This is a genomic window from Polymorphobacter megasporae (assembly GCF_018982885.2).
In the GTDB taxonomy this organism is placed as follows: domain Bacteria; phylum Pseudomonadota; class Alphaproteobacteria; order Sphingomonadales; family Sphingomonadaceae; genus Polymorphobacter_B; species Polymorphobacter_B megasporae.
Map to the genome: position 1 here is coordinate 380,754 of NZ_CP081849.1, position 26,017 is coordinate 406,770.

Below are 26,017 nucleotides of genomic sequence, written 5' to 3' on the forward strand. Positions count from 1 at the left end.
CGATTGAAAAGGCTTGGCCATCATCAGCAGGCGGCGCATGATGTGCGAGATGACGCCTTTATTTGCTCGTATTGCAGTCGGCGTCCTCGCTGTCGCCGTTGCTTGCCCGACTACCGTGAGCGCGGAGCCGACGCATCTAATGGTCCGTGCCCAGAGTGTCGACGCCAAGTTTATGGGAACGCACACCGGCGGCGTGGCGGTCACGGTCACCGACGAGCGGTCAGGGAAGGTGCTCGCGAAGGGGATGATCAAGGGAGGAACAGGCGACACCGAACGGATCATGGAGAAAGCTCACGCACGTTGGCAGGTGATTTCTGACGCCGAAACCGCCGGTTATGACGCATCGCTTGACATTGAAGCGCCAACCCTCGTGCGAGTTGACGCGCGGGGTCCCATGGGTGCGTCTGCTGCCGCTATTACGGTCTCCTCGACCCTCTGGATGCTCCCCGGGCGCAACGTGCTCGGCGACGGGTTGGTCCTCACTTTTCCGGGTCTGATCATCACGCCTGCCACAACGCGCAATCCTGATGGTACGCTCCGCATCGACGCCCAAGTGACGATGATGTGCGGATGCCCGATCACACCCGGTGGGATATGGGACGCCAAGGACTACACGGTTACGGGCTATGTGCTGGATCATGGTCATGTCGTAGCAACGGCAACGATGCATTATGCGGGCCAGCCGAGCCAGTTTACATTCGGTGACTTAAAGATCGCCCGCAATCGTCTGTCGGTCCGACTCGTCGCCAGTTCCAATCTCACCCCTAACGTCGGCGTCGTCGAGACGGATATCGGTAACTAGAGACCTTCGCAGATGTAATCAGGCGGCGTGCGGGCCCCTTAGCGTCGCCAAATCACAAACATGCCAACCGCGGCCCCCAGCATCGCGGCCGTCTGTAGTCATCCGACCGATTGCAGCACCGGAGAGGTCCCGAATTCTCCAATCATTTTCGGCCGGTTTGCAAGATTCGTCATCGCGATTTCATGCGGTGGAGACACATGTGGCAGGCTAAATGTGCGAATAGGCGTTGAAGCGGGATCCTACCGCACTCGTGGCAAGTATTTGTAGTCAAACGCTTTCCCTCCTTGCAGAGGGGGTCTCGATCGGCGCCGATTGGGACCCCTCTATGGCAAGAACCGTCAAAGATTACAGCTATTGCCCGAAACTGATGGGGTCCGGCTTCGACGCCTATCCATGTGGATAGGCGTTGAAGCGGGACCCCACTCAACTCGGGGCAAGTGATTGTAGGCAAGCGCTTTTCCTCCCGCGAAGGGGGTCCCGATCGGCGCCGATCGGGACATCGCGTTGATAGAGGTTTCCAGCACGATTTCAAAGGTTTACGCAGTGAAACAAGTAACCGGGGCAAATTCCTGTGCGGGGTGTCTTCCCAGATTGGTCCGGGTGTGATTCACACTGCCGGTGACTCCTTCTGGCTCAGACTCGGTTGATGCCCTGCCGCTAGCGGATTTGCGGCGTGTGGTTTCGGCTTTGGTCGCACAGGTGGCGACGCTTCAGGAAACGGTCGACAGGCTGACCACCGAGAATGAGGTCATCGCAACGGATGTTGTCTGAATTGCGCTAGACGCGAACAGACCGGGAACGGCAGGCTAAGCGGCCTGCCAAAATGCCTACGCCGGTCGACTGATCCCAAAACGTCTCATCTCGCGGTAGATGGTTGAGCGCCCCAGTCCGAGCTGTCTTGCGGCTTCAGCAGGTGGCGTATTGGCCTGGATAAGCGTCAGCGCCGCATTGAGCTTTGTCACATCGAGCGGCTGTCGCCCCGGCTTCCTGCCCTTTGCACGTGCCGCAGCAATACCGTCCTTCGTTCGCTCTGAGATCAGTCGTCTCTCGAAATGGGCAATGGCACCGAAGACGTGGAAAATCAGTTCGCCGGCGGCCGAGGAGGTGTCGATCTTTTCCTCGAGGCTGAGGAGCGCGATCTTGCGTTCGCGCAGCATCGTGACCGTGGATAGCAATTCCGCCAGCGAGCGACCGAGCCGATCGAGGCGCACCACGGCAAGCGTGTCCCCCGACCGTGCATAGGCGAGAAGCGCCGTAAGGCCGGGCCGATCCATGCTTCTGCCCGACATGACATCGGTAAAGGTCTTGATGGCGCCGGCCTCGGTCAACCGCATGGTCTGGCCGGCGACATCCTGGTCGCCGGTACTGACCCGGGCGTAGCCAAGGATATCAGGCATGGGAGTCCTTTATCGCGCCAGCATCAGTTTCAGGCCCGGGATTTCGATCCTGGCCCATTCCCGATCCGCAGTGAGGACCGGCAGGCCTTCAGCGATCGCCAAGGCCGTGCAGGTACGATCGCCAAGGCCGCTGCCGAATGCCTTGGTCGCAGGATAGAGGTTGGCCGCGGCGACCGCATCGTCACGCCCGTGCGGACGCACGTCGAGATGCAAGGCGTCGAGCATCGCCAGCGCCGCATCGTTCGGCACCTCGCGACGCAACAGGCCCTTGATCACCTCCTGGAAGTTGACCGCCGAGATAAGCCCGTCACCGATGTACTGCGCAACAACATCGGCGCCTGGCTCATCGCGTAGCAGCGCCAGTATCGCCGAGGCGTCAAAAACGATCGATGCCATACTTGTTCCGGGGCCTAGTCGAGGTCTTCGCGCGCGGCTTCGGCCCGGCGCTCGGCAATGAAGTCATCCACCGGAAGATCGTTTGTTGCATGTTGACGGTATAGATCCTGGGCACGCTTGATGCTCTGCCGCATCGACGTAAGCTTCACGTTGTCACCGTCGATTGACAGCACGACGACGCCAGCTCCCGTAACGCCAAGCGCCTTTCGCGCCGATCGTGGCAGCACCATGCGACCGTTCTCGGCAATTCGGATATCGATCATTTCCTGCACGAGTGGCACCTCGCTGTTAGTGACATAGCTTGCATATCTGTCATATCGCAGTGATTGTCTATTGCTGTCACGTTGCACCGGCTTTTACGGGAATGCGCCGTCTCGCAACCGACCGTTCTGGGGACAGCAGGCGAAGCCGCGCTTTGATGGTCCCAAACCCGTCCAGAGACTACGTCTCTTTATTGCCTTATGTCCACAATCTTGTGCAACCTTGATGGACTGTTTTCATGGCCCGGCGCGATCTCCTGACTTCTGACGAACGGCAAATGCTGTTTGGCGTCCCGACGGACCGGGAAAACCTCGCCCGCCACTACAAGCTGTCCTCGCAGGACATGTCGCTGGTCGCGACGCGCCGCGGTGATACGAACCAGATCGGGTTCGCCGTGCAGCTCGGGTTACTGCGTCATCCAGGGTTCAGATTTACTCTCGACGAGGGCGCGCCAACCGAGCTTGTCGGGTTCATGGGCGAGCAGATCGGCGTTCCGCCAAAAGCGTTCGAGCGCTATGCGAGCCGGCCCGCGACCGCATCCGTCCACGCACGCGAAGCCGAGGCGGCACTTGGCCTGCGACCACCGGTCAACGCCGATCTGCCGCTCCTCATCGACGCCGCAACAAAAGCGGCCTGGGCGACCGATCGCGGCGTGCCGATTGTCGCCGGCATTACGGATGCCCTTCGGGCTTCGTGCATTACGCTACCTTCGCCGTCGGTGATCGAGCGTGCCGGGCTCGCCGGGCGGGCCCGTGCCCGACAGCGTGCCTATCAGGCAATGCTGGCCGGCGTGCCGGCCGACAGCATCGCCAGGCTCGATGCTATCTTGATCGTTGATCCAAAAAATTGGTCTGACGCCACTTGCCTGGCTGCGCGATATCGCCACCGCGCCGACCGCCGACAATGTCTGCGGGCTGCTTGAACGCCTGCACCGCATGCGCCTGTTCGATCGCACCGTCGCCGCGCTCGAGAAGTCGCAGGACAGCGGCATCGACGGGTTCGCTGCGGTCGATGCCGCGGTTGGCTGGGACAAGTTGCTGCGCGCGCGCAGCGAGGCGCGGATCATCGCTGATCTTGCCGAGGAGAACCCGCTGATCCGTGCTGCCGATCGGTGGAAGACGCTGCGCAAGTTTGCGCCGCTTCTCCTGGAGGCAATCGACTTCAAGGTGGGCCGGGGCAGCTCCTCGACCATCGCCGCCGTCAATGCTTTGCGCGAATTGAACCGGTCCGGCCGACGCGATGTGCCGGCGGACGCGCCGATGCCGTTCCGCAAGGAATGGCGCGCACTGGTGAAAGAGGGTGGCGACAAGCCCGACAGGCACCTTTGGGAAACCGCCGTCCTTGCGCATCTTCGCAACAAGTGGCGCTCGGGCGACGTATGGATCGAGCGGTCGGCGAATTACCGGCGCTTCGACAGTTACTTGCTTCCGCCGGCTCAGGTCGCGCCGATTGCAGCCGGTCTGAAGCTGCCGGCGACCGCTGACGAATGGCTAGCCGACCGGGGCCGCGAACTCGACCGGCGGCTGAAGCGATTTGCGCACCGGCTCGGGCGCGGCGAGGTCGAAGGCGTGTCCTTTGAGAATGGAAAGCTTTCCATCTCGCCGGTGCGCGCTGATGAGTCCGTCGCCGCCAAGCAATTGGCGGCACGGATCGACGGTATGATGCCGCGGGTGCGTATCACCGAGCTTCTCCACGAAGTCGCACGCTCGACCGGCTTTGCGCAGGCCTTCACCAACGTCCGGACCCGCGAACCGCACGACAATGAAAACGCGCTGCTGGCCGCGATCCTGGCTGACGGCTCCAACCTCGGTCTCGCCCGCATGGCCGAGGCCAGCCAGGGCGTCACCGCCGATCAGCTGATCTGGACGAAGTCGGCGTACATCGCCCCCGACAACTACAAGGCCGCCCTGGCGCGCATCATCGACGCTCATCATGGGCTGCCGATTGCAGCCGTCTGGGGCCAAGGCACGACCTCGTCATCCGATGGTCAGTTCTTCCGCTCGGGCAAGCGCGGCAGCGGCGCCGGCGATTTCAACGCAAAGTACGGGGTCGATCCTGGGTTCTCATTTTACACCCATGTCTCCGACCAGCACGGGCCGTATCATGCCACGGTCATTTCGGCGGCCACGCACGAAGCGCCGTTTGTGCTCGATGGTCTCCTCCATCACGGCACCGGTCTCGAGATCGACATGCACTTCACCGATACCGGCGGCGCCACCGATCACGTCTTCGCGCTCTGCCAAATGCTCGGCTTTCGGTTCTGCCCGCGTCTGCGCGATTTTGGCGACCGCCGCATGGCGAGCATCGAGGCGCCAGGACAATATCCCTTGCTGAAACCGCTGATGGGCAACCGGATAAAGGTCGACGTCATCCGCGCGCACTGGGACGAAATCGTCCGCCTGGTTGCGTCGTTGAAAACCGGCACCGTCTTGCCCTCGGCAATGCTGCGCAAGCTTGCCGCCTACGAACGCCAGAACCAGCTCGACCTCGCGTTGCGCGAGATCGGCCGTGTTGAACGCACGCTGTTCATGCTCGACTGGTTGGAAAGCCCGTCGCTGCGGCGGCGCTGCCAGGCGGGCCTCAACAAGTCCGAACAGCGCCACTTTCTGACGCAGGCGATCTGCACGTTCAAGCAGGGCCGTATCGCCGACCGGACCCACGAGGCCCAGCAGTTCCGTGCCTCCGGCCTCAACCTGATCATCGCTGCCATCGTCTACTGGAACTCGACCTATATCGCCGATGCCGTCGCCCACCTCCGAGCGAGCGGCGAAATCGTGCCCGACGAGCTTCTGGCGCACACATCGCCTGTCGGGTGGGGCCACATCGCATTCTCGGGCGACTTCCTCTGGGACCGCGCCGCTGCGATGGCACCCGGGCGCCGACCGCTCAACCTTGGCCGAACGAGCCTTGCGGCATGAAACTCGGGAATGTTCGTGATACGTTCACGTCTAGCGCAATTGAGAGAACATCCGTTGCGATGACCTCTAGACGGTCGGGGAGGGGTGGTCAGCCGCAATCACTGTCGTGCTGAGCCGAGGCGAACCGAGCCTCGCCCACAGTCACTTTGTTCTGTTCTAGATAGCGCAGCCCGAAGAAGACTGCAGCACTCATAGCGATTAGGAAAGCTGCGAGAAAAATGTTCCAGATCAGATGATTAGGCTCGTGCAATTCTCGCCAGAGCGGGATTGCGAGGAATGCGCTTACCCAAAAAACCGCGTACCGTTTAGACATCGCGCCCACCAGTGTTCTGCTGCCGATCCTCATCATAGCGAGACAGTCTATGTCCGCCAGGGGGTCGGGAGCTGCCATCGGATCCGTGATCCGTTGAACGGCAGCTATTTGCATTTCATGCCGGAAAGCGGACAGGCAGCAAATGATGCGGTGGACGGCTCTCCTACCCGACCTGCGATATAATCTGCGGGTTGAGCCAGAAGGAGAGCGATGATGCGGCCGATGCCGAAGCGATCTGCGAGGCGGTGACAAGGCCGACGATGCGCTTCGTCGCAGTGAAGACGCCCGAGCAGCAGAGCGTGATGATGCTCCATCGGGTGCGACTGATGCTGAGCCGCCAGCGGACGCAGGTGTCGAACGCGATGCGAGCGCACCTGTCGGAGTTCGGCATCGTTGCCGCCATCGGACGCGGCGGGATCGAGCAGCTCCTGGCGGTGCTCGCGGACCCGAACGATGCGCGCGTCCCGCCCGACGCGCGGCTGTGCCTTGAGATGCTGGCGGCACAGCTGGCAGTGGTGAAGTCGCAGATCCTCGACAACGACCGCCGCATCCGGGAGAGCGCGCGGGAGACCGAGGTCGGTCGGCGGCTGATGGAGATCCCCGGCGTCGGCCCGGTGATCGCCAGCGCTTTCGTCGCCGCGGTCGCCGACCCGGCGGTGTTCAAGAGCGGACGCAACCTCGCGGCGTGGATCGGGCTCGTCCCGAAGCAGAACTCGAGCGGCGGCAAGGAGCGGCTCGGCGGGATCACAAAGGCAGGCAACAGCTACCTCCGCCAGATGCTCGTTGTCGGCTCGATGGCCGTGATCCGCACCGCCGAGCGACATGGCACCCGGCGACCGTGGGTGCTGCAGCTGCTGGCGCGACGTTCGAAGATGGTCGCCGCCGTCGCGCTGGCCAACAAGATGGCGCGGATGATCTGGGCGCTGATGACGAACGGCGAGCGCTACCGCGATCCCGTCGTCGCGACAGCCGCGGCATGAGCATGAGGACACAGAAATAGGCGCACGCACCGACGCGCCGACGAGGTTGGAAAGGGCGGACACGAGTTAATGCACCAAGCCGGTCGATACCGCCGGATCAGGAAAACCCAGTGGGGCCGTGGCACTTAGAGTGCGAGCTACCGATCGGGACCTGAGACGCGCGAATGGCATTATGGCCAGCGGCACATGATAAGGCCGCACTACAGGTCGAACACATGGCCGCACCGACCAACGAACGTGCAGAAGCTCAAGAAAGCCCTTGCCAACGGAGAGCCGTCCACACACGGCCCCAAAGCTGCCGGACCGCTGACGGTTCCCGTACAATACCTCTCACGCAGGGAGCGGGTGGCGGAAAGCAGCGATGATCAATTTAAGTTCAGGTTCTTCGACCGCGTTGGCGGCGTCGTTCAGGCCAAACCATTCCGTTACGCGCTCATGCTGCTCAGGCCAATGCTTGGCGCGCCCGAGCACGGCGAGAGGAAATACATCCACCCGCGCCGCCCGAGTTGTGCCGTCGTTGATCACCTTGGCATAGCCGTAGCTGCCGATCGCCTCCGCCTTGACGACGCCAGAGATGCCCGCTTCCTCGAAGGCTTCGCGCGCCGCGGCCAAATGTGGTAACAATCCGCGGATTGGATTGCCCTTCGGAATAATCCAACGCTTGGTAGTACGTGATGTAATTAACAGCACCTCGAGCAAACCGCTCGGACCGTCACGGAATGGTAGCGCGGCAACCTGCTTGATGGCGATAGTCCTCCGTAAATCTACCAATGCGTTATACGCCGAAAGTGCTACCTTGTTGTTGCCCCCTAAAGGCCTGACAGGTCCTCTTGGGTTGAGCGAGCGATGAACTCGCGGGGGGAACGATAGCCGAGGGCGCTGTGCGGGTGAACCGTATTGTAGTGTTTGAACCAGCCCGGCAGCTGGTCGATGACTGAGCGGGCGTCGGGCTTTGGGTTCACGCGGGCGTAGTCGCGTTTCAAGGTCCGGACGAACGCCTCAGCCATCCCATTCGACTGCGGGCTTTCGACCGGCGTCGTGCAGGGAACGAGGCCGATGTCGCGGGCGAACCGACGGGTGTCGTGGGCGGTGTAGCAGCTGCCGTTATCGGTCAGCCACTCGATGGGATCTGCCAGTGTGTTGACCTGGCCGAACCGGTGCTCGACGCTGAGGGTCATGAGGTCGCGAACGTCCGCGGCGCTGATCCCGGCGGTCGTCGCGACATAGCCCATGGCTTCCCGGTCGCAGCAGTCGAGGGCGAAGGCGACGCGGACCTTCTCGCCGTTGTCGCACGCGATCTCGAGCCCGTCGGAGCACCAGCGGGTGTTGCGGATATCGACCGCGACGCGGCCGTCATGCCGGCGTTGCTCGTTGCGAGTCCCGGCGCGCTGGAGGAGCAGGCCGTGCAGCTTCATCACCCGGTAGACGCGTTTGGGGTTGGGCGCTGCGCGCCCGGAGGCCTCGGCCTGTCGACGCAGCAGGGCGTGTATGCGGCGATATCCGTAGGTCGGCAGATCGGCGATCAGCGTGCCTATCGCTGCGACCAACTCGCCGTCGGGTTGCGGCGGCCGTCCACGTCGGCGGCGCGGGCCGGCGTGGAGGGTCGCGGAGAGGTGCGGGCGCGACATGCCCATGGCAGCAGCTGCGGCGCTCACTGTCCGACCTCCGGCCACGAGCTGGAGCGCAACAGCAGTTTTTTTGGGCCTGTGGCCCGGGTCACGGCCTCGCGCAGGACCTCATTCTCCATCGTCTTCTTGCCGAGCATGCGTTGAAGCTCGCGGACCTGGCTCTCGAGCGCGCGGTACTGCGACGCCGGCACGACCTCCTCGCCGGCACCCGCCGCGGTCAGCGCCCCCTGCGCCATCAACCGGCGCCAAGCGAACAGCTGGTTGGCCGCGATGCCGTGGCGACGGGCAATGAGCGAGACCGAGTGCCCGGGGAGGTACGTCTCCTCGACGATCCGCACCTTCTCCTCGGGCGTCCATCGCCTACGGCGTTGGACGCCGAGAACGTCGGTCCGCCCAATCCGGCCGCCATCGTCATACGTGCTGGTTATAGTATCAGGCATAATCATCACACTTCCATAAGTGTGAGGGACTGTCAGGCGATTTAGGGGGCTACTTCATACCTTGTGAAATCCTGGAGTTGAGCCTTCTTCCACTGGATATACTGCGTTCACCGGTAGCGTCCTCAGGCCGCGCTCGAAACTCATGCAATGACGCTGCGGTTATCGAGAGGGCCGCCAATGTTTGGCCCCGAGCACAGAACGTCCACCTGTTCGCGATTTTCTCCATCGCTTCGGTCATCTGCTGGCGCAGCGGCTTCCCTGATTCCGACATATCCGACTGGGCCCTACCTTCTTGAGTTTGCTCGCCGGATGTCGACGCGTCATTCAATACCGATCCGATCGAAAACCGATCCACTGAAGATCGACTATGCGCCGATAGGTTCGCCGTAAATCGTGATCCGATGCATTAGCCGACGATCACCCTGATAGTCGTTCACCGCATAGTTCCATGTCGAGAGGTTATCCCACACCGCGATCGCGCCTGAAGCCTGGCGCACCAATTTTATAAGGCCAGGTGCTCAACGAAGCTGTCAGCCCCCCGACCCGAATAACCGTGCTATCCGGGCCGTTCACTCGTCTGAGCATTAGCGGCTTAACTGTCCTCGCATCGCTCCCTTCGGGAAGGCGGCCGTATGGACGTTGACGTAATAATCCGAGGGAGTGGCGATAATTGCACTCATTACGTCCGCGGCAACGGGTGTGCAGCCCTTCGCGCGGCCGTTTGCGGGAGCGGTTAGCGAGACGACTACAGGACCAGGCGTGCCGATCGCGCCCTTGTGGATGTGAGCCATCGTGGGCGTGTCAGTTCCGCTAGCGGTCAGCGTGTAGCAGACATGACCCTTCTCGCTATCGAAGGCCAACTTGGCCAAGCCGGTTCCCTTCTCGGCACCCGGACCCGGCGCTTCGGCCGCGCCTATCAGCTTGGTCGACATTTTTGTGGTGGTGGCGACGGCTGGCACCGCGAGGACAACGGCCATCAAACTCGGCAGAAGATATCGCATGGGGTACTCCTTGTTGCCTGCAACAAACACCTCGGTGATCGAGCGGTCAAGCGCGATCGCCATTGTTTGGCTATAGACGTCGAAGCGTATCCCCCTACGTTCCACTAAGTATCCCTTCGAAATGATACCGAAACCGCTATTACAATGATCTGAATTCTCGATTGGGAACCATTTTTCGTGAAGAACGATCGGAAATTACACGCCCTTGCATAGAGTTTGCTCGGCTGTAATCAGGCGTCGAAGCGGGATCCTAATCCTTAATAGCCTATTGTGAGTCTTCGATGCAATTAAGTGGATCTTCTCCGTTCTCTCAAGGCACGAAGCTGTTGTTGCTTCGATCACGGTCCGGCAAAAGATGGTCGGGGTCGAGCATGACCAATGTTATGCGGCCGGCAGGTGCCGCGATGACGGGCTTAATCCGCATCCATGTTTCGACGGGCAGCTTAATCCGCGTGGCGTGTCCGTCAGCATATTTAACCTCCAGCACCGCCGGCATGACCAGCTTGTCGCGGCTCTCCAGCGTGATGCTGGCCCCCTTGGCTGGGTCGCCATCGGTATAGGCGATGTTCGTCACCGCCAGATCGAGCTGCCAGTTGTTGAAGAACCAGCCGCGCCAGAACCAGCTAAGGTCTTCGCCAGATTCGCTCGACATTTCGCGGAAGAAGTCGGACGGGCTGGGATGTTTGAACGCCCAGTCGGCGGTATATTTGCGGAAGGCAGGATCGAACCGGTCGGGGCCAAGGACGACATCGCGCAACAGGCGCAGCCCCAGCGCGGTCTTGAAATAGCTCACCGAATGGCGGTATTTTTCGCCCATGACGTCGGGATAGCTCATGATCGGCGGCGCATCCCGGTCGGCGAGCAGCGGCAGAATCTCGTCCACCGGATTGCCGCCGTCCGGCGCATATTCGCTGTCGCGCTTGGGGCCGAACACACCGCTCTTGAACTCGTCGCTTTCGAACGTGTCGATGAAGGTGTTGAAGCCTTCGTCCATCCAGGCGTCGCGGCGTTCGTTCGAGCCAACGACCATGGGGTACCAGCTGTGGCCGATCTCGTGTGCCGTGATCCAGAACAGCTCCTTGCCCTTGTCGGGGATGCCGTCGAACGCCATTCCCGGATATTCCATGCCCGTCGACCCGCCGGCGATGCTCCACGCGGTCGGGTAGGGATAGGCGAACCAATGCTGCGAGAAGCGCTCGACCGAATCCTTCAGATATTCCGTCGACCGTCCCCAGCCGGCGTCACCGGCACTCTCAATCGGATAGACGCTTTCCGCCAGCGCGGTCTTGCCGCCGGGCAGGTTCATCCGCGCCGCATCCCACACGAATGCGCGCGAGGCGGAGAAGGCCACATCGCGGGTATTGGCGAAGTGATAGCGCCACGTCTTCTCGGTTTTCGCCGCCGGACGCGCACTGTCGCGCGCCACTTCATCGGGCGTGCGGATCATCACCGTCGCGTCGCTGGCAGCCGCCTCGGCGAGGCGTGCGCGCTGAAGCGGTGTCAGGACTTCCGCCGCATTGATCAGCACGCCGCCGCCGGCGACGATCATGTCGGCGGGTACGGTGACCGCGTAATCCACATCGCCATATTCGCAGTAGAACTCGGACCCGAGGTAGGGGAGCGTGTCCCAGCCGCGCAGATCGTCATAGACGGCCATGCGCGGGAACCACTGAGCGATATCGAAGATCGTCCCGTTCGGCGTGTCGAGCCACGAGTTGCGCCCGCCCCATATGCCCGGGATGGCATAATGGTAGGCGATCCGGAACTTAAGCTTCGTCCCGCCGCCCTTTATCGGCTGATCGAGCCGGAGGTTCATGCGCGTATCGGAGACAACAAAAGGAATATTCAACCAGGCCTTGCCGCGCAGCACTTCCACTGACGCGATTTCATAGCCGTCGCTATGCTCGCCCCCGCCGCCGCCCTTACGCCGGCCGCCTATCGTCGCCGCGCGCGAGTCCGGACGATAGATATTCTGGTCTAGCTGCATCCACAGGCTTGGCAGGACGTCGGGACTGTTGTTGGTGTAATCGATCGTTTCGGAGGCTGTCAGCGTTCTGGCTGCAGCGTCGATCCGTGCGGTGATCGCGTAGTCAACCCGGTTCTGCCAGTACCCTGGCCCGGGTGCGCCGTTGGACGAGCGATAGACGTTCACCCCGTGCGGCAGCGGCTGCGCGGCGAAGGCAACCTTGGGGTCGAAGTCGGCAGCCCGCATCGGAGCCGAGCACAGAACCGCAGCAGCGCAGGCGCAACGTAGAATCGCCCGCGACAAATGATGTCTCACCGACCCTCCAGGCATTTGAACTTGCGCATAATGACCGTTCAGCAGCACTTTGAAAGCGGTCAAATGCCCGCAAATCCGGATATCGATCAAGTACTCAGCACGATGCCGGCTTTGCGTGTTCGGCGCTAAGGTTTGCCGGTCCGTATTCCACAAGGCAGTGTGGAGTAGCGAGTAATTAACACCGACAATAGCGATCGCCTAGACCAAATTTCGTTGCCTGCATCGAACATGCATGGGGAGCGGAAGTCGGAGGGATAACGACGTGCCAGGAACGACGGAGATTAGCTCCTCGGCCAGCATTTAAAGTGACACGTCGGTGGGCGCCGGTTAATGTAAATTGGTGGCTACGAATGACATCGAAGCAGGGCAATCGCGAAGCCAGTCCGATGCGCTGCGAGGCCGCGCCAGCGGCGTGGTTGTCGGTTCGGTGATTGCCTTCGGCTGGGCCGTCTACGCTGCATCGAGCCTAGCCTCCACCTCCCGATATCTTCTCATCGCCGTTGCGGCGACCTTGAGTTCCTCGCTTTTTATTGCTGGCGCAGCGATGATGCGTCTCGCGCGATTGTTACCGTCGGCGACAGCGGGTCAGGTTTTGGCAAGACGACGCATTTGGCGAATGTTCTGGCTTAATCTGGTCGCCGAAATCATCTTGCTCAATGTTGCTGTTTCCCTTCTAGCGTCGCCAGATCGGCGGGCGTTTTGGATACCGGCGATCTCCGTTGTAGTTGGGCTGCATTTCTGGCCGATGGCCGTCTTCTTTCGGGTGCGAAGTTACTGGTTTGTTGGCGGTGCGATGATCGCGATCGCAGCCGTCGTCTCCTTCGTCGTTATCAACCATCCTGATAGCACCTCCGCTGCGGTGCACGGAGAGGGTTTGGGTAATGCTCTGGTCTTGTGGATCGCGCTAGCGACAGGTGCAGCATTTGCACTGCGGCAGCGGCGTGAGCATTCTGCAATTGACGGTGAATAGGCGTCGAAGCGGTCCCCCCCTGTTTCGCTGTGTAACCCTTTGATGTAGCGCTGCACCTCTATCAACGCGGTATTCCGATCGGCGTCAATCGGGACACCCTCCTCAGGAGGACGAGCGCTTGGCTACAATTACTTGCCCCGCATTCGGTGGGGTCCCGCTTCGTCACCTATCGATGGTCGACCCTATTTTTCGATACGAGAATCGCGAAAGAGACGATCGTTGAATCGTCAGGCTGCAGGTCGAATTTCGGACGCGAGTTGGCGGCTTCGCCTATCGGCGATGACGACGCCGCTCGCATCGATCTTCGGCAGCGGGTTCCTCGTCATCGTCTCAGTCCTGGGCGGCAGCGTGGGCGCGTGGTCTGTACCGGCAATGGCGGGAATATGTGCGCTCGCATATGCTGTCGGCGCGGTCGTCCGCCACAATATCCGGCGTGCCGAGCCGGTGCTTGCAGCCGAGGACACGCCACGACTTGTGGCGATCCTGTCGACCGTCGCTCAGCTGGCGTTGATCCCCGCCTATATGATTTCTGTCACGCTCTACATCCGTATCCTTGCTTCATATGGGCTGGGTTTTTTCAAACACGATGGCATGGTCGCAGAGCAGCTTTTGACAACCGGGGTGATCGGCGCCGTGCTCGCGATCGGGGTCACAAAAGGCTTGAAGGCGCTGGAGGCGGGCGGGAAGTGGGCGCTGGCGCTGACGGTCGCGATTATGGTCCTGCTTCTTGCTGCTTTTGGTTTTCACGACGTAAGATTGCTCTCGACAAGCGGCATCGTGCTCCCTGCGGCATCGAGCGCCGGGGCGTGGCAGATCGTGACCACACTCGCGGGCGCGCTCATCGTGGTTCAGGGTTTCGAGACAACCCGCTATCTTGGCGGACAGTTCGACGCTGACACGCGCGTCCGTGCGGCGCGCGATGCGCAGATCGTTTCGACTGTTGTCTATCTGTTGTTCGTGGCCAGCGCGACGCCGCTGCTGCACTATCTGCCACGCCACGTTGCCGACAATTCACTGATGCAGCTCGCAGGAATCGTCGCGGTCTGGCTGACCTATCCCCTGGTAGCGATCGCAATCTTCAGCCAGCTCAGTGCCGCAATCGCCGATATCATCGGCGGGTCGGGTAGCCTGATCGAGGTTTCACGGAGCGCGTTGTCGACGCGTGCTACTTATTTCCTGATCTGCCTGTCGGCGATTGCATTATGCTGGGCGACGACGACGCTGACGATCCTCGCGCTCGCCTCGCGGGCTTTTGCATTTTATTATCTGATGCAGTGCCTTGTCGCGATCACGGTATCGGAAAAGCTGACGCACAAGCTTGTGTTCGGGGGGGTTGGGGTGACACTCGCGTTTATTACGGTCTTCGCGGTGCCTGTCGACTGAAATCGGCAAAGGCTTTTGGGGAGAGGTTTAGGGACAGATCATACAATTAAAGGCTCTAACGATTTGAACCAGGGATTATAGTGATGATGAGTGGTGTTGCCTTGAAGGGGTGGACCGACAGCCGCCGCTGCAGCTCGCGATCAGTCAAACGTCCGCTATGCCGCCGTAAATTCTCGAAAACAGTCAGGCGGCTAGGAGCCCCGAGCCAGACGCAAAACCTAAACTCACGTCCGGCGCCGCGCTCAGTGGTACACTAAATTCCAGAGCAACGCTGCGTTCAGGACGACGATCAGACCGGTTGCTACCCAAGCAGCACACGCCAGCCATCGCGGATTGGCAAAGCGGCCCATTACCTCGCGTCGATTGGTGAACGAGACGAGCGGTACCACTGCAAACGGCAGTTGCAGGCTGAGGATGACCTGGCTGAGGATCAGGAGTTCGGTTGCGCCGCGATCACCCTTCGCCGCGACGATGATCGCCGCCGGCACGACGGCAAGGAGCCGTGTTACCAGCCGGCGGAGCCAGACCGGAAGCCGAAGGTCGAGAAAGCCCTCCATCACGATCTGACCGGCGAGCGTTCCGGTGACAGTGGAGTTCTGACCCGAGGCGAGCAGCGCCACCGCGAACACCGTGCTCGCGACGCCGACGAACGGCGTCAGGAGATCAGAGGCCTGTGAAATATCGGCGATCTCGGTTCGGCCTGCGCGATGGAACGTCGCCGCCGCTAGCATCAGAATGGCGGCGTTGATGAAGAAGGCAAAAAATAAAGCGATGGTGCTGTCCAGGGTCGCGAGGCCGATCGCCTGCGCCTTGGCGTGATCATCGTCGGCGATGGTTCTGGTCTGAACGAGCGCCGAATGCAGGTAGAGATTATGCGGCATGACCGTCGCGCCAAGAATGCCGATCGCCAGATACAGCGCCTTGGGGTCGGTGATGATCTGCTGGGAAGGGACCAGTCCGACTGCAGCCTGCATCCAATTGGGCCCGGCGATCGCGAGTTCGAACGCGAAGCAGCCGGCGATCACCATGAGGAGGGCGATGATCACCGCCTCGAGCTTGCGGAAGCCGAAGCGCTGCAGCGCCAGGATCAGGAAAACGTCGAACGCGGTGACGATGACCCCCCACAGCAGCGGCAGGTGAAACAGCAGTTGCAGTGCGATGGCGGTGCCGAGCACCTCGGCGAGATCGCAGGCGACGATCGCGATCTCACACAAGATCCATAAGCCGATCGATACAGGTCGGGGGTAGAATGCGCGGCAGGCCTGAGCGAGATCGAGGCGAGCGGCGACGCCTAGCCGGACCGACAGTGCTTGCAACAGCATCGCCATAACGCTGGCAGCGAGCACGACCGAGAGGAGCATGTAGCCGAACGCCGAGCCGCCACCGATGTCGGTCGCCCAGTTCCCCGGGTCCATATAGCCGACGGCGATGAGGTAACCGGGTCCAATGAAGGCGAAGAACCGCCGCCACCACGGCGCGTTGCCAGGAACCGAAACGCTACCTTGTGCTAGCGCGGCGAACGCAGAATGTGGGGCTTGCATGGCGTCGGTCTACAGAAGGCGCTGATAGCGACAAGCGGTCGCCGGTGACGCGGCAGATCATAAGAGCATGCAAATATGCCGGCGTGACCCTTAATATTGAAACGGTTTGGGTGGGAAGCAATATGCCCGAATATGGGTCATCCACCGTACGAGGGTTTCGGTGTCCTTCTTCCGCAGTGCTGCAGTGGCGCAAACCCGGCCGCAATTAGGACGCCTTCGACGATCATTCCGAGCGCGCTAACGAACGCGGGCTTCGCGTAGTGCAGGTTCGGTGAATGAATATTTGGATCCACGCAGGGGCATCCGTCGCTGCATATCGCTAGGCGTTTACGTCAGCTGACCGCCGCACCTCGATCGGCGGAAAGCCGACGATGTCGTAGGTCGCCGAGGCGATGCCAATTCCGGCCTTGTCGAGCTCGGCGATGATAATTCGGCTCATCTCATCCTTTACGGTCCGAATACCGTGCAGGTGTACGGCGAAGCGCACCGTCAGCTCGAGCCAATTGTCGGTGATGCGAAAGAATACGCGCGGGGTGAGATCGACCGGCACGACGCCGAACCGCTCTTGCAGATTGCGCTTGGCATCTGCGGCGAGTGAGTCGGCATCCACCGCATGCTTTTGAGCGGCGGCGAGCATGATGTCCTCGACCTTCGCTCGGTCTGCGGCATAGGTAATCGGGATCACCATTTCCTCCCAGATGAATGGGAAGTCGCGGGTATAGTTGAACACTGGCTCAGCGAATATTTTGGCGTTGCTGACAGTGACAATGCGACCAGTAAACTGCCGACTGTGGACCCACATTGCCGGGGTTGCAGCTTGGACCGCCGGCGGTTGACCCATTTCCATGATTGTCGTCTGGATGAAGCCTAACCGAATGACGTCGCCACGCACCCCGCCCATCGAAATCCGGTCGCCGACCGTGAAGGTTCCGCCCCGCAGAATGACGAAATAACTCGCGATCGCGGTCACCGGCTGCTGGAGGGCAAAAGCCAGACCGGCCGACACGAGGCTGAGTGCCGTCGCCAGTCGCGTCGGGTCACTGAACCAGATCGACAGAAGGCCGAGCAAAAGGATGATCGTCGCGAGTAGGCTTACTGCCTGGCGCATCCAAAACTTGGACTGAACGGTAGCATGTTCTGTGCTTCTTAGAGTCCGTTTGAGAATGCTCACGGGTGCACGATCCGTCTTAGCATCAGGCTGCCGAGGGCGACGTGGATCATGGCTTCGGAGACATCGATCCGCTGTTCGTAATCGCGGACGAGGCGCTTCCATCGTGTCATCCAGCCAAAGGTGCGCTCGACCACCCATCGCCGCGGCAGCACTTTGAAGCCGGGCTCCTTGTCGGTGCGGCGGAGGATCTCGAGGACGAAGTCCTGGTAGATGGCCGCGTCCATCAACTTGGTGCGGTCATAGGCGCCATCGGCGAACAGGTGCTTGAGCCAGGGCCACCGCTTGCGGATCGCGGCAACGATCGCCTGCGCGCCGGCGCTGTCGGAGATGTCCGCCGTCGTCAGGTTGATCATCAAGAGCCGCCCGTCGGTGTCCACGGCGATGTGACGCTTGCGGCCGAGGACCTTCTTGCCGGCGTCGAACCCACGGCTTTGCGCTGCCGGAGCCTTGATCGACTGACTGTCGATCACTGCTGCACTCGGGCTTTGCTCACGACCCTCGCGTGCCCGGTCCAGCATCAGCGTGACGTCGTGGAGCGTGCGAAACAACAGCCGCCGCACAAGCCGCCGAAACCACCAATAGACCGTCTGCCATGGCGGAAAGTCGTTCGGCAGCATCCGCCAGCCCCACCCGTCCGAGCAAGATAACGCAAGGCGTCAAGCACCGCGCGAAGATCCGTCGTCGGCTTACGCCCTCGTTTTGGCGCGGGTGGCAGAAACGGCTGGATAAACCGCCACTCCTCGTCCGTCAGATCGGTCGGGTAGCGCTTCGCTCGCTGCTCAAATCCAGCCATCCGGCCACGGCTCGCTCGGGTCCACATCCCAAGCTTGAATCACAACCGCGCCACCCCTTCAAGCCATTCTCAAACGGTCTCTTAGGGCCAAACCTATAAGCCAGCGAAGGAGCCAGCTTGTGAATAACACGATGACGATAAAAGCGATCGACAGGAGAAGCGTGCGGCCGTTGGCAGCATCGACTCCGACCCAGGTGATTCCAAGGAAGTGCATGCAGTATAAACCTGTTACGCCAATGGCGGGCTCTGGTTGCAGAAACCAGGTGCCCCGTTCGCCCAACGACGAACGGGGCACTCACCTAACCTTTTACGCCGGACATTTCGCAACATTAAATGGTACGGTTGTCAAATCTTATTAGTAGAAGTTTTCGACCCGTGGGGTCGGAGCTCGGCATGCGCGATGGTTGCCGTGCCGACATGCGCGTACCTGAGTCCGCCAAGATGCCATCGCATCCGCATATGCCATTTGCTGCCGAAGGTATCGGCGATCGTACCGGTTGACCGCTCTGTGATGAGCCCTCATCGCGGACATATAGGCTTGCCGATCGGCCTGGTACCGTGCGCCGCGATGCACACGATGCCGGTAAGCCCGGCGTGCGGATACATAATTTGATGCGCGATTGAGCTGACTGGTCGTTGGCGCTCTGTTTTCCGACGATGTGCTAGCCGGTGCGTTTTGGATCGATGGTGGTGGGTTCATCTCTGACTGAGCAACAGCTGGCACCGAAAGAGTAAATATGCTGGCAAAAGCCAGGAAGGCGCTCGCCGATTTTATAAATAAGCTCATGAAACGGTTTCCTAAAATGAGACATCGTTGGAGATGCCGGACATTATAATAACCGGCGCTCGCTCGACAGGTTCCGTCTGGAACTGCCGTCCGACCATGGTCGCGTCATCAAGCTGTGAATTTGCTTGGCGCGAAAGCAACTCGGTCAGATCTGCGGAACTGCCAATCGTCCGTTTTGCGTCGTCAACGACGAGGTCGGCATGCCGCCGAAGCGTTGCTAAACGCGTCGCGTCACGCTCGCAGCTGGCGACCGCAGCCAATACCTCGATCATTCGAATGAGGACAGCTGCGCTACCGGCAGCGTTTGCCGGATCATATGGAACATCGCATCAGCAATGCCGTCGTACGATGAAGCGGATGTCCGCAGTGCCGGAGTGCCCTCGTGGTACGTGATGCCAGTCGGCAGAAACCGGGGGACGATGTCGAAGAGGGTCGCACCCATGCGGTCCAGCACGCTGATTGCGGTGTGCGGGTCGTTGATCCCGGGCGATAGCGCCCGCACCGCAATCTCAACAAGCTGCCGAATCGGATATTCAAGATCGGCGCGACTGACGCGCTGCGCGCCCAGCGCTGTCGCTCGCCGGATCGCTTCGCCGATGCCCTCGACCCCAGGCTCGACACGAGCGATCACCGCCCCCGGGAACACGAAGTCGCCCGGACGGACGAGCAACTCGATTCTGACCCCATTTGCTGCGGCCCACTCGGCGAGCGCATCGCGATCAAGCTTTTGCAGATAGCCACGGCGCGGATCGGTAACGGCAACTGCCGCTGTCCCAAGCTTAGACCATAAGACCGAATGAGGCGCATTTGCCAGCGTCGACGACGCGAGTGCCTCGTTGACGTCTTCGCTGACTAATTCGATGACGGTGTCGACGTTGATCCGGCCGGCCATATGACCGACGAAGAAGACAAGCGTTCCGACGCACAGGAAGGCAAGAAGGATGCCTACCGTCATGGACACGTGTGGGACGAAGACGCCTTCGCCCTGCGTTCGGACGGTGCGCAAAACCATCAGCGCGTAGGAAAATGTGCCGAGAAAGGCACCAAGCGTAAATTGGTTGCCGCGGTCGCTGACGAAGTTGCGAAGTAAGCGCGGTCCCATCTGCCCGGCTGCCATCGAAAGCGCAGCGATGGTGATCGAGAACACCGTACCTGCGACACCGATCGTCGAGGAGGCGACCGCGCCGAGCAGCGTCCGCGCGCCGGTCCCGCCGCCATTGTAAAGCCACGGACTGTCGATCAGAGCCTGAGAAATCCGCCCGCTACGATCGAGCTCGACGAGACCGAGTGCCAGTGCGATGCCGGCGACGACCAGCATGGCCGGAACCAGCCAGAATGTTTCGGCGAGATTCCCCAAGAACTGTCTGATGCGGGCGTTCATACATCCCCTCTAGCCGCCAGCGGGCGCGCCGACGAGAGCGGCGACGATGCAGATCAGCCCCACCAGGGCAAAACCAGACTGGAGCAGCGCCGAACCGGCCCGGGTCCGGCGCGACACCCATACCGCGAGGCCGGCCTGGACCGCGTAGAACAGCGCGAAGGCGCGCGACGATAGTGCGATGACTTCGAATGGGTCGGTCAGCCAAACCACCGAGATCGTGAGCGCATTGGCCACGAGGAAAGCAGTCCGCACTCCCAATTTTCGGCGCGACACCTCGATGATGAGTCCGCCCGAGCCGATCGAGTCAGCGATCGCTGCACTGAGCTGGCTGAACACCGCGCCCACGAGCACGAACACACCCATGATTGGCGCGACGAGCGCCATGATATCGAGGATGCCGGCGACCCCTTCGGCATGGGTGGCCTGCTGTAGAAACGGCGTCAGCAAGCCAAGACACGCGAGGTAGATCGCCGACGATAGCAATTGCGCGTAGCGCATGGTGCGAACTCGGGTCGCCTGATCGTAGCTCTCTCCGAGATAACGCGACGTCTCGAAGCCCTGGACCGTAATCAGAAGGCCGAGCAGCAGCGGAATCGAGGTGAGCGAGACTTTCGCCGGCGGCAAGTCGAGCGAGGCTGCGGCGTGGCTCGCCCACCATACGGCGAGTCCGGTCAGCAGTCCGGCGATAATGCCCAGCTTGACTGCAACGGTCGCATGCGCAGCATGCTCGATGCGTTTGAGCTCGCCGGAATAGGTCAGCAGGGTAAGGGCGACAATGATCAGGGATACGAGAACATTCGCGACGATAGCGTGATGGCTCACAGGGAACGGCACCGACTTGAGCACAAACTCAGCGAGCAACTTGAGATAATATGCGACGGACACCGAGTAGGCGATTGCCAGCAGGAATTGACCGACCCGCATCGCCCACGCGAACGGGTCATTGAGCGTCAAGGTTGCCGCGTGGTCTTCAACATGGACGATATTGAATCGTATGACGACCCCAACGGCATAGGCGAGCGCCAGAAGGGCCGCCATTGCGGGTAGAGCCGCCGCGCCGAATTCACGCGCGAGCAGGGGGCCGCAGATCAGGAAGCCACTGCCGATGATCGAAGCAAGCGGGGTCACCGTCGCTTTCCAGCCGGTCGAGCGCGCCAGGGGACCGATGCTGAGCAGAGCGGTCACCGCAAGTGCAGCGACGCAGGCGAGAATTACGATCAGCATCGACGGGCCGCCTTTCGGGCAAAACCCGTTAGATGGGTGGAGAACTTTAGCGTCGTGCCATTACGAGCTGGTTGTGCCAAGCCTCGACGCTCTCGGGAGAAGACGTGGATCTATTGCTGAAATTGCGCGCGCTCGGACTGCCCCTCCCCGCGGTGCCGGAATTCCGCGATATTGCGACTACGGTCACGGTGATCCTCGTCGCCGTGACGGTCGGGTGGCTCACTGGGCGTGCCGCGGCGCTGCCGCTGACTCACCTCCTTCAGCGCGCCACCGGGCGCCCCGGCGGCGCGACGCTCGGCGACCGCATTCGCCGACTGCTGCGCAGCGGAATCGCCGGACTGCTGATGGTCGTTGGCAGCGCCGCAATTCCTGCGGGTGGATATGCAGCGCTGCTGCTCGCGGCAACGACTGGGCTGACGCTTGCCGTCTTCGCATATCGCGTCGCCCAAGCTGTCGGTTTGCGTTCTGGAGCGGCGATGACCGCCGGGGCGGTGGTCCTCGTGACCGGTGCGGCATCAATGCTCGGCGGACTGCATTCGCTAACGGTGAGCCTCGACGCTTTCGCGTTTAAAGTCGGCACGCATCGCCTGTCGCTGCTCGGCGTGATCAATTTTGGATTGGTGGCGGTTGTCCTTTTCGTGCTGGCGCGGTTCCTCAACCGCGTCCTTGGTCACACGATCGAGCGGATGAGCGGGTTCGATTCTTCCCAACGCGCATTGTTGCAGAAATTGGCAGGCATCGTCGTCGTCGTGGCGGCGATCCTGTTCGGCATCGATCTTCTCGGCATAGATCTGACCGCGCTTACCGTCTTCTCGGGCGCGTTCGGCTTAGCGGTCGGTTTCGGGCTGCAGAAAACCTTTGGCAACCTGATCGCCGGGGTCATTCTGCTGATGGATCGGTCGATCAAGCCAGGGGACGTCATCGTCGTCGGCAACACCTTCGGCAGCGTCAACAAGATCGGCGTGCGCGCGGTCTCGGTGGTCACCCGCGACGGTAAGGAACACCTCATTCCGAACGAGAAATTGATGACCGATCCGGTTGAGAATTGGTCGTACAGCAGTCCGAACATTCGCGTGCACATTCCAGTCGGCGTTGCCTACAACTGCGACCTCGCTCTGGCGCAGCGTCTCATGATCGAGGCGGCGACCGCGTCCGAGCGCGTTCTCGCCGAGCCGCGACCGACCGTCTGGCTGATGGCGTTCGGTGAAAGTTCGGTCGACCATGAAATCCTTGCGTGGATCAGGGACCCGGAGGCGGGCGTTGGCAATGTCCGCTCCGAAATTCTCAATCGCCTGTGGATTTCATTCCGCGAGCACGGCATCGAAATTCCGTTCGCGCAGCGTGACATCAATATTCGCAGCCTGCCGTCTCAGCCCTAGCCAAGCGTCAGCACCGCCCCAGTGATCAGGACCACCAGCATAACGAGCGGTGCGCCCATCCGGGCATAGTCGCTGAACCGGTAGCCGCCGGGGCCCATCACCAGCAAGTTGTTCTGATGGCCGATCGGCGTCAGGAAGTCCGCGGACGCTCCCACGAGAACGGCGAGAAGCGCGGCATCCGGGCTGACACCGAGCATCCCTGCGGCGTCGATCGCCAGCGGCCCCATGATGATCGCGGTGGCCACGTTGTTGAGAAAGATCGATAGCAAAATGGTGACGGCGCAGATCGCCATCAGCACCAGCGGTAGCGGTGCGCCTGTCAGCAATTGGGCAAGAAGCTTGGCCGCCGTTGCTGCGGCTCCGCTCGTCTCAAAGCTTTGGCCCACCGGGATCATCGCCGCGAGCAGCACGACCACGCTCCAGTCGATCGAGCGGTAGATTTCGTCTGCGGCGATCAGCCGGGTTGCCGCCAGTGTGACCGCAGCCCCGAGAAACGCCAACGCTGGCGAGACATGGCCTAAGACGATTGCGGCGATCGCGCAGATGAATATCGCTAGAATTGCCAGTGCGCGCCGCCGATCAATCGGCACGGGATCGAGTCGATCGATCTCCAGCAACCGTGCGCTGGTCGAAAACCGCGTCAAGGCATCCGGTTCGCCTCGCACGAAAAGCTGGTCGCCGGCTTCGATGCGAAGCGTCGCGAGCGGCACGCGCTGGCGAGCGGCCCGGGGACCGGCGGCGACCACGGCCAGTTCGTGGTTGCTCCGAATCCGAACAGCTTCATGACTTAGACCAATGAGGAATGAGCCATGGGCGACAGCCACGCGGGCGGTCACCCCGTTCGCTACTAACGCGGGATCGAGCGAACTTAGCAGGCCGGTCGCTTCGGCTAAGCTCCACTGATTACCCCGTGACAAAAGCAGTAGCGTATCGTCCGTGGCGAGATCGCCGGTCGCAGGTAAGCGGGCATCGTTCCGATAGGCTGCAAGCAACCGCACCGACATGCTCCGCAATCGCGCCAGAAGGGCATCGCGGGGCAATGCGGTTTTCGCGGTCAACTCAAAGACCCGCCATGGCACCCGAGCGAGGTCGCGGGCCGATTGACGAATCGGCAGCAGCCGCCAGCCGATTAGCCCTAGATAGATAAGGCCGGCCACGGCCACAGCGCCGCCGACCGGGGCCATCTGGAAAAAGCCGAAGGGTGCGCCCAACTCGGTTTCACGGACTGACGAAAGGATCAGGTTGGCCGGCGTGCCGATCAGCGTTGTCATGCCGCCGTGGATCGTCGCGAAGGCGAGAGGCATGAGCGTGGCTGCCGGCGCGCGCTTGCTTTGCCGCGCGATTTCGGTCGCGATCGGCATGGTGATGACCAGCGCCGCAATATTGTTCATGAAAGCGGACAACGCCGCACCGACCAGCAGCAGGGTAGAAAGCCGGACCGCGAAACCGGCGGTTGCGGGCACAATATTTCGCGCAACGGCAGCGGCGATGCCCGACAACTCGACCGCACGCCCGACAACGAGGACCGCAGCAACCGAGATGACCGCAGGGTCGGCGAATCCTGCCAGCGCCTTCTCCGGCGTCGTCAATCCGGCGAACAGGCAAGCGAACAGCGCCAATAAGGCAACGAGGTCGTGGCGAACCTTTTCTGAGACGAACATTGCAAGGGCAAACACGAGGATAAGCGTGCTGAGGATCGCGGGGCTCAATCGTCTGCACCGTCGGCGCGGCTGGATTTCCAGCGCAGCACTCGCTCGATACTGCCGCCCTGAACGATAACCGAAAACAGCACGATGATGTAGGTTGCCGCCAGCGATGTGCTGCGTGCCGGGCCTTCGGGCAGGCTCAGCGCGAGGGCAACCGAGATGCCGCCGCGTAGACCACCCCAGATAAGCGTGGTCGGAGCAAGCGGGCCCAGATTTAGCCACGGCCGCAAAGCATTTAGCGGCACAAGGACCGATACCGCGCGTGCAATCATGACCAATGGGATCGCGGCGACGCCGGCCAACAAGAGGCGGGGATCGGCAGGAATGGCGACGACTTCGAGCCCGATCAGTAGGAAAAGAACCGCATTGAGGATCTCGTCGATGATCGACCAGAATTTAAGCAGATACTCGCTGGTCTTGTCGCTCATCGCCTTGTCGACGACATGGTTGCCGATCAGCAGTCCGGCAGTCGCCATCGCCACCGGGCCGCTGATGTGCAGCCAGCGGCCGAGCGTATAGCCGCCCATAACCACGGCAAGGCTGATCATGACCTCGACATTGTAATCATCGATTGAACGCATCGCGACGAATGCCAACCAGCCGAGGACAAGTCCCATCGCCAGTCCTCCGCCAGCCTCGCGCGCGAACAGCAGGACCGCCCGGCCGGGTTCGAACGCCTGCGAGCCGAGCGCTGTACCGAGAATGATCGAGAACAGGACGACCCCGACACCGTCGTTGTAAAGGCTCTCGCCCGCGACCGTCGCTTGCAATGTCGGTGGAACGCTTGTGCGTTTCAACACCGCCATCACCGCCACTGGGTCGGTCGGACTGATTAGCGCGCCGAAGACAAGGCACCAGACCAGTGGCACCGGCAACCCGATCGCTGCAGTGATGAGCAGAAAGCCGCCAGCGACGATCGCCGTCGACATGAGAACGCCGACGGTGCTCAGCGTGACGACCCCAAGACGGCCGCGCTTCATCGCGGTCCAGTCGACATGCAAAGCGCCCGCGAACAGCAGGAACGACAGCATTCCGTCCATCAAGGTCGCGTGGAAGTCGATCGCTCTTAAGAAACGCACGATATCGGCGTTGACGGTCACGTCCGGCAACAGCAGGTCGAGACCGATCACCCCCAGCGATGCCACAGCTCCCATAACCGTCAGGCCAACCGACGGGGGTAACCCGATAAAACGTTGGTTAATGTAGCCGAGCAGGGCAGCCAGCACGATCAGGATCGCGGCCGCGTCGAAGGGGGTGATCGACAC

The 26,017-nt window shown here is 61.5% G+C and carries 18 protein-coding genes and 3 pseudogenes; 6 read left to right on the forward strand and 15 right to left on the reverse strand.

Annotated features, from left to right (window positions below):
* Nucleotides 1-13 precede the first annotated feature (13 nt).
* Entirely contained in the window at nt 14-802 is a 789-nt protein-coding gene (locus tag KTC28_RS20085; RefSeq protein ID WP_216711302.1) for a hypothetical protein, read from the forward strand.
* An 827-nt stretch (nt 803-1,629) separates the two neighbouring features.
* Here KTC28_RS20085 and KTC28_RS20090 read toward each other — a convergent pair.
* From KTC28_RS20090 to KTC28_RS20100, 3 genes are read right to left on the reverse strand one after another with little or no spacing between them, the layout of a single operon-like run.
* Entirely contained in the window at nt 1,630-2,199 is a 570-nt protein-coding gene (locus tag KTC28_RS20090; protein ID WP_216711303.1) for a recombinase family protein, read from the reverse strand.
* Nucleotides 2,200-2,208: 9 nt separating this feature from the next.
* Nucleotides 2,209-2,595, reverse strand: a complete 387-nt coding sequence (locus KTC28_RS20095; protein ID WP_216711304.1) for a type II toxin-antitoxin system VapC family toxin — start codon at nt 2,593-2,595, stop codon at nt 2,209-2,211.
* A gap of 14 nt (nt 2,596-2,609) precedes the next feature.
* A complete protein-coding gene (locus tag KTC28_RS20100; protein WP_216711305.1) occupies nt 2,610-2,867 on the reverse strand; it encodes an AbrB/MazE/SpoVT family DNA-binding domain-containing protein in 258 nt (85 codons plus the stop codon).
* A 266-nt stretch (nt 2,868-3,133) separates the two neighbouring features.
* Between KTC28_RS20100 and KTC28_RS20105 the strand changes: the two are divergent.
* Both KTC28_RS20105 and KTC28_RS20110 read left to right on the forward strand, forming a co-directional pair.
* A pseudogene (locus KTC28_RS20105) lies at nt 3,134-5,774 on the forward strand (Tn3 family transposase).
* Between the two features lie 525 nt (nt 5,775-6,299).
* Nucleotides 6,300-7,067, forward strand: a pseudogene (locus tag KTC28_RS20110) (IS110 family RNA-guided transposase); the annotation flags it as partial.
* Nucleotides 7,068-7,397: 330 nt separating this feature from the next.
* Here KTC28_RS20110 and KTC28_RS20115 read toward each other — a convergent pair.
* The 4 genes from KTC28_RS20115 to KTC28_RS20130 all read right to left on the reverse strand — a co-directional run bounded on the left by KTC28_RS20115 (nt 7,398) and on the right by KTC28_RS20130 (nt 12,432).
* Complete coding sequence (locus KTC28_RS20115) at nt 7,398-7,757, reverse strand: NUDIX hydrolase (protein WP_255602637.1); 360 nt, start codon at nt 7,755-7,757, stop codon at nt 7,398-7,400.
* A 119-nt stretch (nt 7,758-7,876) separates the two neighbouring features.
* Nucleotides 7,877-9,135, reverse strand: a protein-coding gene (locus tag KTC28_RS20120) for an IS3 family transposase (protein WP_223132368.1) whose coding sequence is annotated in 2 segments (ribosomal slippage) — nt 7,877-8,773 and nt 8,776-9,135 — 1,257 coding nt in all. Because the reading frame shifts where the segments join, the coding sequence is not laid out codon by codon here.
* 584 nt (nt 9,136-9,719) lie between these two features.
* Entirely contained in the window at nt 9,720-10,199 is a 480-nt protein-coding gene (locus KTC28_RS20125; RefSeq protein WP_216711624.1) for a CHRD domain-containing protein, read from the reverse strand.
* A gap of 247 nt (nt 10,200-10,446) precedes the next feature.
* Nucleotides 10,447-12,432, reverse strand: coding sequence for a M1 family metallopeptidase (locus KTC28_RS20130; protein WP_219774220.1), 1,986 nt, complete (start codon nt 12,430-12,432; stop codon nt 10,447-10,449).
* A gap of 325 nt (nt 12,433-12,757) precedes the next feature.
* Between KTC28_RS20130 and KTC28_RS20135 the strand changes: the two genes are divergently transcribed.
* On the forward strand, nt 12,758-13,387 hold the full coding sequence (locus KTC28_RS20135; protein WP_216711623.1) for a hypothetical protein: 630 nt from the start codon (nt 12,758-12,760) through the stop codon (nt 13,385-13,387).
* Nucleotides 13,388-13,606: 219 nt separating this feature from the next.
* On the forward strand, nt 13,607-14,770 hold the full coding sequence (locus KTC28_RS20140) for an Aq_097 family APC-type transporter (protein ID WP_216711622.1): 1,164 nt from the start codon (nt 13,607-13,609) through the stop codon (nt 14,768-14,770).
* Nucleotides 14,771-15,012: 242 nt separating this feature from the next.
* Here the strand turns inward: KTC28_RS20140 and KTC28_RS20145 are convergent, their stop codons facing one another.
* From KTC28_RS20145 to KTC28_RS20165, 6 genes and pseudogenes are all read right to left on the reverse strand, one after another.
* Complete coding sequence (locus KTC28_RS20145) at nt 15,013-16,311, reverse strand: Nramp family divalent metal transporter (RefSeq protein ID WP_216711621.1); 1,299 nt, start codon at nt 16,309-16,311, stop codon at nt 15,013-15,015.
* 319 nt (nt 16,312-16,630) lie between these two features.
* On the reverse strand, nt 16,631-17,482 hold the full coding sequence (locus KTC28_RS20150; protein ID WP_255602620.1) for a mechanosensitive ion channel family protein: 852 nt from the start codon (nt 17,480-17,482) through the stop codon (nt 16,631-16,633).
* A pseudogene (locus tag KTC28_RS20155) lies at nt 17,479-18,302 on the reverse strand (IS5 family transposase). The gene KTC28_RS20150 and the pseudogene KTC28_RS20155 overlap by 4 nt, the downstream one beginning before the upstream one ends.
* 771 nt (nt 18,303-19,073) lie before the next feature.
* Complete coding sequence (locus KTC28_RS23355; RefSeq protein ID WP_216710897.1) at nt 19,074-19,334, reverse strand: hypothetical protein; 261 nt, start codon at nt 19,332-19,334, stop codon at nt 19,074-19,076.
* Nucleotides 19,331-20,443: a DUF2254 domain-containing protein gene (locus KTC28_RS20160; RefSeq protein ID WP_216710896.1), complete on the reverse strand. Its 1,113-nt coding sequence runs from the start codon at nt 20,441-20,443 to the stop codon at nt 19,331-19,333. Before KTC28_RS20160 ends, KTC28_RS23355 begins: the two co-directional genes overlap by 4 nt.
* 9 nt (nt 20,444-20,452) lie before the next feature.
* Nucleotides 20,453-21,667 (reverse strand): Aq_097 family APC-type transporter, encoded by a 1,215-nt coding sequence (locus KTC28_RS20165; protein ID WP_216710895.1) that lies wholly within the window; start codon nt 21,665-21,667, stop codon nt 20,453-20,455.
* A gap of 104 nt (nt 21,668-21,771) precedes the next feature.
* Here KTC28_RS20165 and KTC28_RS20170 point away from each other — a divergent pair, with 104 nt between their 5' ends.
* Nucleotides 21,772-23,046: a mechanosensitive ion channel family protein gene (locus tag KTC28_RS20170; protein ID WP_255602621.1), complete on the forward strand. Its 1,275-nt coding sequence runs from the start codon at nt 21,772-21,774 to the stop codon at nt 23,044-23,046.
* On the opposite strand, the gene KTC28_RS20175 is transcribed toward KTC28_RS20170, so the two are convergent.
* On the reverse strand, nt 23,043-24,755 hold the full coding sequence (locus KTC28_RS20175) for an SLC13 family permease (protein WP_216710894.1): 1,713 nt from the start codon (nt 24,753-24,755) through the stop codon (nt 23,043-23,045). The two genes, KTC28_RS20170 and KTC28_RS20175, sit on opposite strands and share 4 nt — an antisense overlap.
* Nucleotides 24,752-26,017, reverse strand: a complete 1,266-nt coding sequence (locus KTC28_RS20180; protein ID WP_255602622.1) for a cation:proton antiporter — start codon at nt 26,015-26,017, stop codon at nt 24,752-24,754. Before KTC28_RS20180 ends, KTC28_RS20175 begins: the two co-directional genes overlap by 4 nt.

Coding starts and splice junctions, on each gene's coding strand:
- KTC28_RS20090 (WP_216711303.1), bottom strand. CDS start 2,199: ATGCCTGATATCCTTGGCTACGCCCGGGTCAGTACCGGCGACCAGGAT.
- KTC28_RS20095 (WP_216711304.1), bottom strand. CDS start 2,595: ATGGCATCGATCGTTTTTGACGCCTCGGCGATACTGGCGCTGCTACGC.
- KTC28_RS20125 (WP_216711624.1), bottom strand. CDS start 10,199: ATGGCGATCGCGCTTGACCGCTCGATCACCGAGGTGTTTGTTGCAGGC.
- KTC28_RS20130 (WP_219774220.1), bottom strand. CDS start 12,432: ATGCCTGGAGGGTCGGTGAGACATCATTTGTCGCGGGCGATTCTACGT.
- KTC28_RS20145 (WP_216711621.1), bottom strand. CDS start 16,311: ATGCAAGCCCCACATTCTGCGTTCGCCGCGCTAGCACAAGGTAGCGTT.
- KTC28_RS23355 (WP_216710897.1), bottom strand. CDS start 19,334: ATGATCGAGGTATTGGCTGCGGTCGCCAGCTGCGAGCGTGACGCGACG.
- KTC28_RS20160 (WP_216710896.1), bottom strand. CDS start 20,443: ATGAACGCCCGCATCAGACAGTTCTTGGGGAATCTCGCCGAAACATTC.
- KTC28_RS20165 (WP_216710895.1), bottom strand. CDS start 21,667: ATGCTGATCGTAATTCTCGCCTGCGTCGCTGCACTTGCGGTGACCGCT.